Source organism: Acinetobacter shaoyimingii, assembly GCF_011578045.1.
Taxonomy (GTDB): domain Bacteria; phylum Pseudomonadota; class Gammaproteobacteria; order Pseudomonadales; family Moraxellaceae; genus Acinetobacter; species Acinetobacter shaoyimingii.
Genome location: NZ_CP049801.1, coordinates 1,406,828 through 1,418,986 on the forward strand (window position 1 = coordinate 1,406,828; position 12,159 = coordinate 1,418,986).

The following is a 12,159-nucleotide window of genomic DNA, read 5'->3' on the forward strand; positions in this document are numbered from 1 at the left end:
TTGAGTTGAGTTAAGTAAATGAGTACCGCAAAATCTCCCAAGAAAAAGCCTGTAGTGAAGTTGCCTTTTCCAATTTTAAGTGCAAAAGATGCTAAAGCTGCTGACGAAGAAGTTGAGAGTTTACGTCCTAAACCTGAACAGTATGCTGATCGTACATGGATGCCACCTCGTGGTACTCGTCGTTCGTTTGGTAAAAGATAAAAAATAGGTGCGATAAGCACCTATTTTTTTTATCGAGTACTTGAAGTTGGTTTTATTTCATTACAATAATTTTGATTAAGATGCATTCATCGATTCAAGGTATTCATAATATTGTTTCTTATGCACATACATATTTTGATCTGCTCGTTTTAACATGTCTTCAATTTTTTCATCGCCATGCGTGGTGGCATGTCCAAAAGATATGCTGATGGGGCGCGTTGAATAATACTGATTATCAATATTGAGCAACTCTTGCATGGTCATTATAATCGTGGTCACTGCGTTCTCATCGGCACCTTGCATTAGAATTACAAATTCATCACCCCCTATACGTGATGCTGTATAGTTGGTGTGATTAATGGTGCGATCTAAAATATTCCCCATTCTTCGCAGCAATTCATCACCTGCATCATGTCCATGATTATCATTAATTTCTTTGACGCTATTCATATCAATAAAAATTGCTGAAACAGGACGTACCATCGAGCGTTCTAATCGATTTAACTCTTCAGTGAAGAAAGAACGGTTATAGAGTTTGGTCAGAACATCATGTTTGCCCAAATATTCTAAGTAACTTTCAGCTTTTTTACGGGCAGTAATATCAGTTAATGCAAGTTGTACTAATCCCCAGTTATCTTCATAACCTGGAAAGACAGTAAATTGCAGTAGAACATAGCGGATTGAGCCATCTAGTGCGTAGTTGACGGCTTCACGTTGATGATGAATTTTGCCATCCCAGAGATCAATCAATTGTTCTTTAAAAGTTTGATGCATTTCTTTGGTGAAAACTTTGGCTGTATTTCTAAAAATTTCGTCTTTATTCGTTGCTTTAAACAAATCTAAAGTCGCTTGATTGACATCAAGCAATACGATGTCTTCAATGCACTGCTGGATAAAATCTGGATGCACATCTAAGAACGTATTAAAGTCTTCTATTCCTATTTTTTTTAATGTATCCATGCGTGATTTGACGCGGCTAAAATCTTCTACCCACAATGATGTTGGCGAATAAATAAAGCGTGCTTCTGCAAGTTGGCGGTTGGCTATTTCTGAACGACAAGCATTCATGTAGTCACTGATGTCTTCAGTGGTCAATAAAATGCGATTTAGGCGTTGTTCTGCACCTGGTAAAACCACCGCACGAAGTTTGATATCTAAGCGTTTACCAGAAATTGTATAATTGTGAGTTGTGCTAGAAAATTCTGTTTTACCTTCCCAAAGTGCGACCAATTCAAAAATATGTGCTTCGAACATTTCTTGTTGAAAAATAATGTCTAGATTTTGTGATAAATGTTCTAAATTTTCGGCTTCAAATAGATCTAATGTTTTTTGATTAACTTTTAATATTTTAATCAGATGGGCACAATCAGTGACACGTGATAGATCTTCGTGAAGAAAACGATTTAAGTCAGTAACACCTTCAGATTTCCAAATATCAAATTGTTTTTTTACTTCACTAAAATCTTCTAACCACATGGGAATAGGAGATAATTCAAATATTGAAGAATCAAAGCTCTCCATTTGTAAATCCAACCATTTTTATATGTTTTAATTGTGGAAAATATATCATCAAAAACAACGTGATAGCAAATACACAATAGATCATTTATTGTGATATAAATCACTTTTATTTTTATTAATGATAATTTTAATGCATTTTCACGTTGTTTCTTGAAAATAATTGTTTGACTGATTGTTCAAATTTTTAATTGTGTAATTTGTTTTGAAAAATAAATTTATGATGAGTTAATAAGGTCTTATTTTATAGTGATTCTTTTTCACGATATACATATTTTGATCCGCAGTGCGTATTAGGTTTTCTATATTTTCATGTTCATTGGTCCATGCGATACCCGAAGCCACACTGATCATAATACGTGGATCGTGGGAGTTTTCTAGCACAATTCTATTTTCAATTTCTTGTAATAAACTTAATGCATCAAGTTCAGTTGCATAGGGCATTAAGATGACAAATTCATCACCACCAACGCGAGAAGCACTGTAGGGTTTATGGTGAATGGTATCAATCAAAATATTGGCAAAACGTTTGAGTAATAAATCACCATGATGATGACCTTGTACATCATTTAATGTTTTTAATCCATTGAGGTCCATGTATATGCATGCGAATGGCTGTACTTTTTTTGTTTGCAAACGAACAATTTCTTCATTAAAAAAAGTGCGGTTGTGTAATTGGGTGAGTTGGTCATATTGGCTTAAATATTTTAAATGGTTTTCCAATTCTTTTCGTTCGGTCAAATTGGTATAGGCCACCTGTATGGTGGACCAACTCTCTACAGCATCTGGAAAAATATTGAGCTGTTCTACTACAAAGATGACCGCATCATCTTTTAAGGTATACTCACTTTCACGTTGCAAATCATGTTGCCCATTCCATAAATGCATGAGTTCATAATAAAAATTTTGATAATTATTTTGTGCATATAAGGATTGAATATGGCGATCAAAATCTTGCTGATCTTTAAGCTTAAACAGATGCAGTAATGCTTCATTTACATTTTTAGACACGGTGAGTTCAAAACACTGTCGTAAAAAATCTGGATGCTGTTCAATATAAGCATCTAAATGGGTGATCCCTTTTTGTCTAAGTTGATCGAAACACTGTTTTATTTTATGGCAATCTTTTACCCAAAGTGCTGTGGGTGAATGCATAAATATGGCTTCAGCAAAACGTCTTGCATGTTGGTAGGGAGTTATATCTTCAGTGGTGAGTAGTATTTTTTCCCATGTATCTTCATAACCAGGAATAACATGCGCCCGAAGTTGTACATCAATTTGTCGACCTGTACAGGTGTAATTAATGGGTGCAAAAAAGCAGTCATCATTTTTTTCCCATAATCCAGCAAAAAAATGCGCTTGAGGAAGGGTAATTTCTTCAAAATGAAACTTGGCAAAATTTGCTAAAATTTCTTCTAAATTATTGGCTTCATAAAGTTTTAAGGTGCTTCGATTAATACGTGTTGTTTGGATGGTGGCTAAACAAGGCAATAGTCGGCTTGGTTGCTCTAATATATAAGCTTTAATATCTTCAATCCCATCTAGGTGCCATTGATCAAAGATTTTTTTGACGCCACTATAATCCTGTATCCACATGGGAATAGGGGATAAATCAAAGATTCGAAAATCTAAATTTTCCATTCAACTCCCCAAAATCAAACACTCTCATTATTCTGGCTCATTATACTTGCACATTAGGATTTGTTGATATTTCAGACATCAATTATGTTTTAGGCTAAAACAATACAAAATATTTGCTTTTTTGGAATCACTCAAATGCGTTAAACATCTCTTGTACCAGCAAAAAATGTTTGTCGTTACTAGCTTTTGTGAAATGACAACAGACCCTATTCTTGATCATATAGGTGATTGAATAAAAATCAACCACCTATTGCATCTTTACGCTTTATCTTTTGGCATGATGAGCGGCGCGTGGTGGTGAGATCTCACGTTTAGCTGTCCAAGCATCGATGAAATCTTGCTCATTGAGATGATAAAGTTCCAATAGAGCCAAGACTACGCCACCAATGGTTTTCGAGCTTTCAGCATCATGATTAAAGTCTGGAATTTTAGCCTTCAAACTATGCACAATATCTTCAATTTCAAAGATGCGATCTCGTCCATTGCTGTCCGTAGGGTACATTGGTGTATTAATAACAATGGTGGCTAAGCTTTTTTCTGCATCAGTTAAATTTAAGCCTTGAATCGCTTGTTCTGGATTGGGATTAAAAATCACATCTTCATGAATAAAGGTATGCAATAAATGCTGAGTAAGTTTAGGCAGAGTTTTTTCTACAAATGGTCGAAATGAAATTGGGAAAATCACATTGTGGGAAATGCCTTTGAACATTGGAGCAATTTCTTCGACTTTGTAACCTGCTACACCACAGCCTACTGCCGTGATGAAATATTTCATTTTAGGATGATTTTTAGTATAAATTTTAAAATCATCAATATAACTTTCTATTTGCGATAAAGGCATTTGTTGTAAATGTTCATTCATGGTTGGAATGGCATAACTCTGCCCAGCCCAACCACGACCAACACCTTTGATTGCTCCGAAATGTTGAAGTGCAATTTTTGCTGCGCCCCCAGCATGTGTCCCCGCCAAATTACTGCCGAAAACAAAGGTCGTGTCTTCCGCTAAGCTTTTGATAATGCTTTCATCATGGTAGTGATAAGTCATTCGATTTCACATCTTAAATGGGCTTTTGTTTATGGTGCTATTGAATTGTGTTAGGGTCAAGTGAATTTACTTGAATATAAACAATCCAACCCAATTATTTATTTGGTTAAAGCAGAACAATTCATTTGTGGAGTTCTGTTAAACTCAAGCGCTAACTATTGAAGAGATGATTATTGTGAGTGAAGCAAGACCTTTTGAACTTGTAACGAATTATCAGCCTGCAGGTGACCAACCACAGGCTATTGAAAAGCTGGTACAAGGGATTAAAAAAGGCTATCACGATCAATTGTTGTTAGGGGTTACGGGTTCGGGTAAAACCTATACCATGGCCAATGTCATCTCACAGTTACAGCGTCCGACCATTGTCATGGCGCATAACAAAACCTTGGCTGCGCAGTTATATGGTGAGTTTAAGGCGTTCTTTCCCAATAACGCGGTTGAATATTTCGTCAGTTATTATGACTACTATCAACCTGAAGCCTACGTACCTTCATCAGATACCTTTATTGAAAAAGATTCTGCCATCAATGATCATATTGACCAGATGCGCCTTTCAGCAACCCGATCATTATTAGAACGTAAAGATGCGATTATTGTTGCTTCGGTTTCGGCAATTTATGGTTTGGGCGATCCGAATGCATATATGAGCATGTTGCTGCACATTGTGCAGGGAGATCGTATCAGCCGTGATGATCTGATTCGACGTTTGGTTGAAATGCAATATACCCGTAATGAACTTGAGTTTTTACGAGGGACTTATCGTATTCGTGGCGAAATTTTAGATATTTTCCCTGCTGAATCAGATCAAAATGCCATTCGTATTGAACTGTTTGATGATGAAGTCGATTCGATTAAATGGTTTGATCCATTGACTGGAAAAATGGTACGTAAAGTGCCACGCATCACCATTTATCCTAAAAGCCATTACGTGACGCCAAAAGACAATTTACAGCGTGCAATTGGTACAATACGAGAAGAATTAAAAGAGCGATTAGAATTTTTTAGAGCCAACGATAAGTTGTTGGAAGCTCAGCGTATTGAACAACGAACACGCTATGACTTAGAAATGATGCAACAATTGGGTTATACCAACGGCATTGAAAACTATTCACGTCATTTATCAGGTCGTCCAGCTGGTGAAGCACCGCCAACGTTGTTTGATTATATTCCTGAAGATGCATTACTGATTATTGATGAATCACATGTGTCTGTTCCGCAAATTGGTGCAATGTATAAAGGTGACCGTTCACGTAAAGAAAACTTGGTCAATTATGGATTTCGTTTACCGAGTGCTTTAGATAACCGCCCAATGAAATTTGAAGAGTGGGAACGGATTATCCCAACCACTATTTACGTGAGTGCAACACCAGCCAAATATGAGCTGGAAAAATCGCAACAAGTGGCAGAACAGGTGGTGCGACCAACAGGATTGGTGGATCCTGAAATTGAAATTCGTCCAGTGTTAACACAAGTCGATGATGTGCTGTCTGAGATTAATCTTAGGAAAGAACAAAATGAACGGGTCCTCATCACTACTTTAACCAAACGTATGGCGGAAGATTTAACCTCTTATTTGAAAGAATATGGGATTAAAGTGGCGTATTTACATTCAGATATTGATACGGTTGAACGGGTCAAAATTATTCATGAATTACGTTCAGGTATTTATGATGCCTTGGTCGGAATCAACTTGCTTCGTGAAGGTCTAGATATGCCAGAAGTGTCTTTGGTGGCGATTTTAGATGCGGATAAAGAGGGTTTCTTACGTTCCGAGCGTTCATTGATTCAAACCATTGGTCGTGCGGCGCGTAATGTGAAAGGTAAAGCGATTCTGTATGCAGATCGGGTCACCGATTCTATGCAAAAAGCTATGGATGAAACAGAACGAAGACGTGCCAAACAGATTCAATATAATTTGGACCATGGTATAACGCCGCGTTCAACCGTGCGTCAAAATCTTAAAGATATTGATGATGGCGAAGTTCTTAATGATGATCAAATCGAGTCAAATATATCTGATCAAGCCAAAGCATTAAGTGCAGATGAGCGCCATATTTTGGCAGACCCGAAACTTTTAGCTAAACATATGGCTAAGCTAGAAAAAGAAATGTTGAAAGCATCCAAAGAATTGCAATTTGAACAAGCAGCGCGATTCCGTGATGAAATTTTGAGATTAAAGGCGCAAATGTTGCAATGATTTTAAACGGAATAAGTTGTTCAAAAATCATTACATAACGCTACAGTAATCGTTTTAGAGAGTGGTTATTTTATCTGTTGTAGTACTTTATTTCAAAAATAGCGATAACAGGTGATTTATGACAGCGAAGAATCTTCCAAAAGCGGGATATAACATTGCAAAAATCGTAGCGGGCGGCGCAATACTTGTCGGTTTGGGTGCTGCGACCATGGCATATGCTAAAAATGAGCCTCTAGCGACTGTTGAAAAAGTTGAACTGGATAAATACCTAGGCAAATGGTACGAAGTGGCACGTAAGCCACTTTATTTCCAAAATAAATGTGATCGTGATGTCACAGCGACGTATACCTTAAATGAAAATGGCAATGTCGATGTCGATAATCGTTGTTATGGAAAAGATGGAAAATTAAATCAATCGGTGGGTGAAGCATTTGTACAAAATGCGCCACAGAATAGCAAATTAAAAGTCAGCTTCTTGCCAAGTGCGATTCGCTGGTTGCCTGTAGGTCGTGGTGATTACTGGGTATTAAAACTGGATGAAAATTATCAAACTGTCTTAGTTGGTGAGCCTAAACGTAAATATATGTGGGTATTGTCTCGTACACCACATCCTGACGAGCAAGTGGTCACTGAATACCTAAATTACGCAAAATCTGTGGGTTATGATTTAAGTGATCTCATTAAAACCCAGCAAACGGATAAAGCAGCAGAATAACGACTGCTTTTAACCCAATGTTGTTCGAAAACACCATGCTTCGGCATGGTTTTTTATTGTCAGATGATTCATGGTTGCTTAAAAATAACGTGAATAATATGCTTTATTGAGGTTTTTAAATGAGATACCCGATATAATCGTGTTTGAATAGATCTAGAGGTGAAAGATGTTTAAAGGCGTTATTTTGTCTGTTTTGGCATCTGTCACTTTTGGTGTCTTATATTTTTATACCCAATTTTTACAGCCTCTGGACAGTGAGCAAACATTTGCATGGCGAATGTTGTCGACTTTACCCTTTTTAACGTTATTTATGTGGTGGTCGGGTGATCTGAAATATGTACGTGAAATTTTTCAACGTATTCGACTACAACCCACATTTTTAATTTGGCTTATTTTTAGTTCGTTACTCTGCACCACGCAACTGTGGTTATTTTTATGGGGACCAATCAATGGTCGTGGGCTAGAAGTATCCCTTGGGTATTTTTTGTTGCCTTTGGTTATGGTGCTGTTCGGTTGTCTGCTCTATAAAGAAAAACTGACCGCTTGGCAGATTGCAGCAGTGGTTTTTGCGATCATCGGTGTTGGGCATGAAATTTGGCGTATTGGTACTATCGCTTGGGAAACTGCTTATGTCGCTGTGGCTTATCCAATTTATTTCTTTTTAAGACGAAAATTTAAAACGGATCATTTGGGTGGTTTTTGGTGGGATTTGCTGCTGATTATTCCTGTTGCGCTTTATTTAGCGTTCACTCATGACAATTCATTTGCACTTATTCAACATTTCCCACATTTAATTTGGGCCATCTTGGGTTTAGGTTTTTTAAGTGCATTGGGCTTAGGAAGCTATATCTTAGCCAGTCGTTTTTTACCTTTTGTGATTTTTGGTTTACTCAGCTATTTGGAACCCGTATTGCTGGCCTTCGCTTCTATCATGTTAGGTGAGCGAGTAGATGAGGGGGAGTGGTTGACCTATATTCCAATTTGGTTGGCTGTAGGTTTATTGGTAATGGAAGGGGTGGTGTATATGTGGAAGCAACGTCAAAAAAAAGAAATATTGAAGCTCAATGCAATGAAAGCAAAACAACGAATCGAGAATCAGGACTGATATTGGCTTTAATGTAGATGGTGCTTTTGAAAGCAAGCGAAATCGCTTAAATCTTCATTTGTTACTGAGTTTTGGATTTATATTGATCATTTGTGTCATTTTAAGTGGGTTAATGCGCTTCAATACTGAAAATGGATTGATTGAATCTTATTATTTATATTTGAAATGAAGATATTTAACTGATTAATCATAATAAATAACAAAGACTTGGTTTGAGTTTGTAAGGGCTTTTATCGTCGTTTATAAAAATAAATATAGTTTTGATTTCAACTCAAAGATAATTCCATTACAATTATGGGGTTTAAAATTTACGCCTAGATATATCAATTTAGAGGAAGTGTCTGTGAGCAAAGAGACTATCATCGCCCTACATGCAGAGCACCAAGGTCGCTGGAAAAACCGTGAAGAAATCGCGGAACGTATGATTGCGTTAATTGGTCAATTGTATCGTGAAAAGAACATTGTGACTTCTGTATTCGGACGCTCTTTAGTGAACCGTTCAGTGATCCAAATTTTAAAAGCACATCGCCGTACACGTGTTATGGATGTTGAGCTTTCAGTTGTTCATACTTTCCCAATTCTTGAAGCATTGGCTAAAGTTGCGAATATCGGTTCTGCTGAAATTGATCTAGGTAAACTTGCGGTTGAATTTAAAGAAAAAGGCGGCGACATCGACGCATTTGTTGCTGACGCAGTTAAATCTTTAGAAGGCAATGCAACTGCAGTTGAACATAAAGATGTTGTTCTTTATGGCTTCGGTCGTATCGGTCGTATCCTTGCTCGTTTAATCATTGGTCAATCTGGTCTTGGTCGTGGTTTAAACCTTAAAGCGATTGTTGTACGTAAATCATCTGATGGTGATTTAGAGAAACGTGCTTCGCTTTTACGTCGTGACTCTATTCATGGTCCTTTTGCAGGAACTATTTCTGTTGATGAAGAGAACGAAGCAATCATTGCAAATGGTAACTTCATCAAAGTGATTTACGCTTCAAATCCATCTGAAGTGGATTACACAGCTTACGGTATCAACAATGCACTTGTGATTGATAACACAGGTAAATGGCGTGATTCTGAAGGTCTTGCTCAACACCTTAAATGCCCAGGTGCTGCACGTGTGATCTTAACTGCACCTGGTAAGGGTGATATGAAGAACGTTGTATTTGGTGTGAACCAAGCTGACATCTTAGATGAAGACAAAATCATCTCTGCTGCAAGCTGTACAACAAATGCGATTACGCCAACACTTAAAGTATTGCATGACAAATACACAGTGTTAAATGGTCATGTTGAAACAGTTCACTCGTTCACAAACGACCAGAACTTAATTGACAACTACCATAAAGCGGATCGTCGTGGTCGTGCTGCAACATTGAACATGGTCATCACTGAAACTGGTGCTGCTAAAGCGGTTGCTAAAGCACTTCCAGCACTTCAAGGTAAATTGACAGGAAACTCTGTACGTGTTCCTACACCTAACGTTTCACTTGCTATTCTAAACTTAACTTTAGATAAAGAAGTTGATCGTGAAGAAGTGAATGAATACATTCGTCAAATTTCAATCAGCTCTAGCCTTCAAGGTCAAATTGGTTATACAAATTCAACTGAAGTTGTATCTTCTGACTTTATTGGTTCACGTACTGCTGGTGTGTTTGATGCGCAAGCAACAATCACTTCTGGTAACCGCTTAACTGCATACGTTTGGTATGACAACGAAGTAGGTTATAGCTGCCAAGTATTACGTATTGCAGAACAAATGGGCGGCGTAAGCTATCCAAAAGTTCCTGCTGAAACAAATGCTTAATTTGTAAAGTAGTTATAAAAACCCAACTTAATGTTGGGTTTTTTTTCGCCGTTGAATTGTTGAATCAATTTCAAATAATTCACTTCTTAATAAAGGGGAAATATCGAGTTGAGCATTTAGGGATGATTGTCTTAAATTTTCATAAATTAACTCAAATTTCTTGCTAAAGGGTATGGCACGACCTAAATAATCCATATCGAAAATCAGATCTTCACGATCTTCGATTGCTTGATTGGCTAAATAATAAATATGAGGCCAATGATATTGATCATCCTTCAGTGTGCAGGTCATGGATCCACCTAATCTAAAGCATCTTCATTTGCAGCACTTTCTAAATTATATTTTGTATGGACATAAGCTGTGATGTTAATTAAGTCATGACAGATGAAGTTATTCAGTTTTTTCATAATTTTATTATATTGTTTCAAATCATTTAATTTTACATAAAATTGCAAAGTAAATCGCATAATTAAGTGACAATAGAGAATGTCATAAAAGAATAATGCATTTAAGGAAGAATATATTGCAAGCAAAGTATATGCTGAGTGGACTAGCATTTATCATACTGACAACCCTGTGTGGTGTACTTATTGCCATTTGGGTATTTAAGCATTTCAATATCTATATTCCACTTGAAAATCAAAATGTAAAGATTGATCTCCAAGAACCTTTGCAAGCCAATGTACAAATTCATGATGCATTGGATGTAGATGTCACAGGTCGGGTTAATGCTGAAATTCCAATCAATGAAAATTTAAATATTCCGCTTCAGCAGACACTGAACCCACGGGTATATATTGATAATCAAGTTCCTATCAAAACCACCATTCCTGTGAGAGAAGAGCTAAAAATTGATCAGATTTTACCTGTAAATACCAAGGTGAAAGTAAAGGTCTTAGGTAAGGATATTACCTTGCCGCTAAAAGGTGATATTCCAATCCGACTGAATGTACCTATACACATTGATGTACCTTTAGAACAACAAATTCATTTAAAGTTCAACTCACTTGTAAAAACGCAATTGAAAGAAAATCTGCAAATCCCACTCAATGCAACCTTAAAGACCAATATTCCTATTGAGGGGCATTTAAATGTTCCAATCAAAACAGCACTAAAAGCTTCAGTAGATGTGCAAAACACACTTCCTGTGAAAATTGCACAAGGTGAAATGAAAATTCCACTGAATAGTTTAAGTTTAGGTCGTGATAAAGCTTCAGCTGATGGGCAAGGGAAAGCGAATAAGGAAGGGCAATGATCATCTTCCGTTCAGTCAAAACTTTTGTAATCAGCTTTATGATTGTGACTTTATTAATCGCATGCGGATTTTGGTTGTATCTGAATTTGATTGCGTCTGTACATATGTCAGCGCAACAAACCAAAATTCAATTGCCACAATCTTTACCCACCAAAATCGAAGTTGGAAACTATCTAGAGGCACATTCGCAAGGTCGCTTAAATACTAAAATTAAAATTGATCGAAATTTAACTTTGCCTTTAAAAGGTAAGTATCTGGCAAATTTATCTTTTGATGTTGAAACGCCTGTTTCAGTTTCAGTGGATTATCAAACCAGTATAAAAATTGATGAAGTATTGCCTTTAGAAGCAGATACAGATCTGATTTATCAAAGTAAATTGTTGCCCAAATTTCCGCTTAAACTAGAGATTCCAATTCAACTCGATGTGCCATTTCACTTAAAGAAAACCTATAACATTCCCATTCGGATTATGTTTAATGGGCCTGTGTATTTTGAGTTTGATGAACCTGTACGATTGCATGTGTTACATGAGTTTGCACCTGAGCTGAATATTAATGATCCGATGACCATGCGTAACATTGCGACGTTTAGAGCCACAATGACCAACCGTGAGCGAGAGACTCGTGCCAATTTAGATATGGATTTGGATTTTCCAGTACGGAATATTCGACCGTAATTGT

General features: G+C 36.9%; 11 protein-coding genes. 7 read left to right on the forward strand and 4 right to left on the reverse strand.

Annotated elements, in window-relative coordinates; genetic code table 11:
- The first annotated feature begins 18 nt into the window (after window positions 1-18).
- Complete coding sequence (locus G8E00_RS06290; RefSeq protein ID WP_166011392.1) at window positions 19-201, forward strand: hypothetical protein; 183 nt, start codon at window positions 19-21, stop codon at window positions 199-201.
- 75 nt (window positions 202-276) lie between these two features.
- On the opposite strand, the gene G8E00_RS06295 is transcribed toward G8E00_RS06290, so the two are convergent.
- From G8E00_RS06295 to G8E00_RS06305, 3 genes are all read right to left on the reverse strand, one after another.
- Window positions 277-1,722, reverse strand: coding sequence for a sensor domain-containing diguanylate cyclase (locus tag G8E00_RS06295; RefSeq protein WP_166222738.1), 1,446 nt, complete (start codon window positions 1,720-1,722; stop codon window positions 277-279).
- A 225-nt stretch (window positions 1,723-1,947) separates the two neighbouring features.
- The gene (locus G8E00_RS06300) at window positions 1,948-3,360 is read right to left on the reverse strand and encodes a GGDEF domain-containing protein (protein ID WP_166222741.1); all 1,413 of its coding nucleotides are present in this window, start codon (window positions 3,358-3,360) and stop codon (window positions 1,948-1,950) included.
- A gap of 265 nt (window positions 3,361-3,625) precedes the next feature.
- Window positions 3,626-4,405 carry an A1S_2505 family phage non-structural protein gene (locus G8E00_RS06305; RefSeq protein WP_166011386.1) on the reverse strand — a complete coding sequence of 260 codons (780 nt, stop codon included), beginning with the start codon at window positions 4,403-4,405 and terminating at the stop codon, window positions 3,626-3,628.
- Between the two features lie 175 nt (window positions 4,406-4,580).
- Here G8E00_RS06305 and uvrB point away from each other — a divergent pair, with 175 nt between their 5' ends.
- The 4 genes from uvrB (at window position 4,581) to G8E00_RS06325 (ending at window position 10,223) form a co-directional block, all read left to right on the forward strand.
- A complete protein-coding gene (gene uvrB / locus G8E00_RS06310; RefSeq protein ID WP_166011384.1) occupies window positions 4,581-6,602 on the forward strand; it encodes an excinuclease ABC subunit UvrB in 2,022 nt (673 codons plus the stop codon).
- 118 nt (window positions 6,603-6,720) lie between these two features.
- Window positions 6,721-7,317: a lipocalin family protein gene (locus tag G8E00_RS06315; protein WP_166011382.1), complete on the forward strand. Its 597-nt coding sequence runs from the start codon at window positions 6,721-6,723 to the stop codon at window positions 7,315-7,317.
- A 166-nt stretch (window positions 7,318-7,483) separates the two neighbouring features.
- Window positions 7,484-8,422 (forward strand): EamA family transporter RarD, encoded by a 939-nt coding sequence (gene rarD, locus G8E00_RS06320; RefSeq protein ID WP_166222743.1) that lies wholly within the window; start codon window positions 7,484-7,486, stop codon window positions 8,420-8,422.
- A 343-nt stretch (window positions 8,423-8,765) separates the two neighbouring features.
- A complete protein-coding gene (locus G8E00_RS06325) occupies window positions 8,766-10,223 on the forward strand; it encodes a glyceraldehyde-3-phosphate dehydrogenase (protein ID WP_166222746.1) in 1,458 nt (485 codons plus the stop codon).
- 27 nt (window positions 10,224-10,250) lie between these two features.
- Here G8E00_RS06325 and G8E00_RS06330 read toward each other — a convergent pair whose 3' ends face one another.
- On the reverse strand, window positions 10,251-10,514 hold the full coding sequence (locus tag G8E00_RS06330) for a hypothetical protein (RefSeq protein ID WP_166222748.1): 264 nt from the start codon (window positions 10,512-10,514) through the stop codon (window positions 10,251-10,253).
- A 211-nt stretch (window positions 10,515-10,725) separates the two neighbouring features.
- Here G8E00_RS06330 and G8E00_RS06335 point away from each other — a divergent pair, with 211 nt between their 5' ends.
- Both G8E00_RS06335 and G8E00_RS06340 read left to right on the forward strand, forming a co-directional pair.
- On the forward strand, window positions 10,726-11,478 hold the full coding sequence (locus G8E00_RS06335) for an MFS transporter (protein WP_406741455.1): 753 nt from the start codon (window positions 10,726-10,728) through the stop codon (window positions 11,476-11,478).
- Window positions 11,475-12,155: a hypothetical protein gene (locus G8E00_RS06340; protein WP_166222777.1), complete on the forward strand. Its 681-nt coding sequence runs from the start codon at window positions 11,475-11,477 to the stop codon at window positions 12,153-12,155. Before G8E00_RS06335 ends, G8E00_RS06340 begins: the two co-directional genes overlap by 4 nt.
- The last annotated feature ends 4 nt before the right edge of the window (window positions 12,156-12,159 follow it).

Excerpts from the sequence above, each read along its gene's own strand:
- G8E00_RS06290 (WP_166011392.1), top strand. The coding sequence starts at position 19 with ATGAGTACCGCAAAATCTCCCAAGAAAAAGCCTGTAGTGAAGTTGCCT.
- G8E00_RS06295 (WP_166222738.1), bottom strand. The coding sequence starts at position 1,722 with ATGGAGAGCTTTGATTCTTCAATATTTGAATTATCTCCTATTCCCATG.
- G8E00_RS06305 (WP_166011386.1), bottom strand. The coding sequence starts at position 4,405 with ATGACTTATCACTACCATGATGAAAGCATTATCAAAAGCTTAGCGGAA.
- G8E00_RS06335 (WP_406741455.1), top strand. The coding sequence starts at position 10,726 with ATGCATTTAAGGAAGAATATATTGCAAGCAAAGTATATGCTGAGTGGA.
- G8E00_RS06315 (WP_166011382.1), top strand. The coding sequence starts at position 6,721 with ATGACAGCGAAGAATCTTCCAAAAGCGGGATATAACATTGCAAAAATC.
- G8E00_RS06330 (WP_166222748.1), bottom strand. The coding sequence starts at position 10,514 with ATGACCTGCACACTGAAGGATGATCAATATCATTGGCCTCATATTTAT.
- G8E00_RS06300 (WP_166222741.1), bottom strand. The coding sequence starts at position 3,360 with ATGGAAAATTTAGATTTTCGAATCTTTGATTTATCCCCTATTCCCATG.
- rarD (WP_166222743.1), top strand. The coding sequence starts at position 7,484 with ATGTTTAAAGGCGTTATTTTGTCTGTTTTGGCATCTGTCACTTTTGGT.
- G8E00_RS06340 (WP_166222777.1), top strand. The coding sequence starts at position 11,475 with ATGATCATCTTCCGTTCAGTCAAAACTTTTGTAATCAGCTTTATGATT.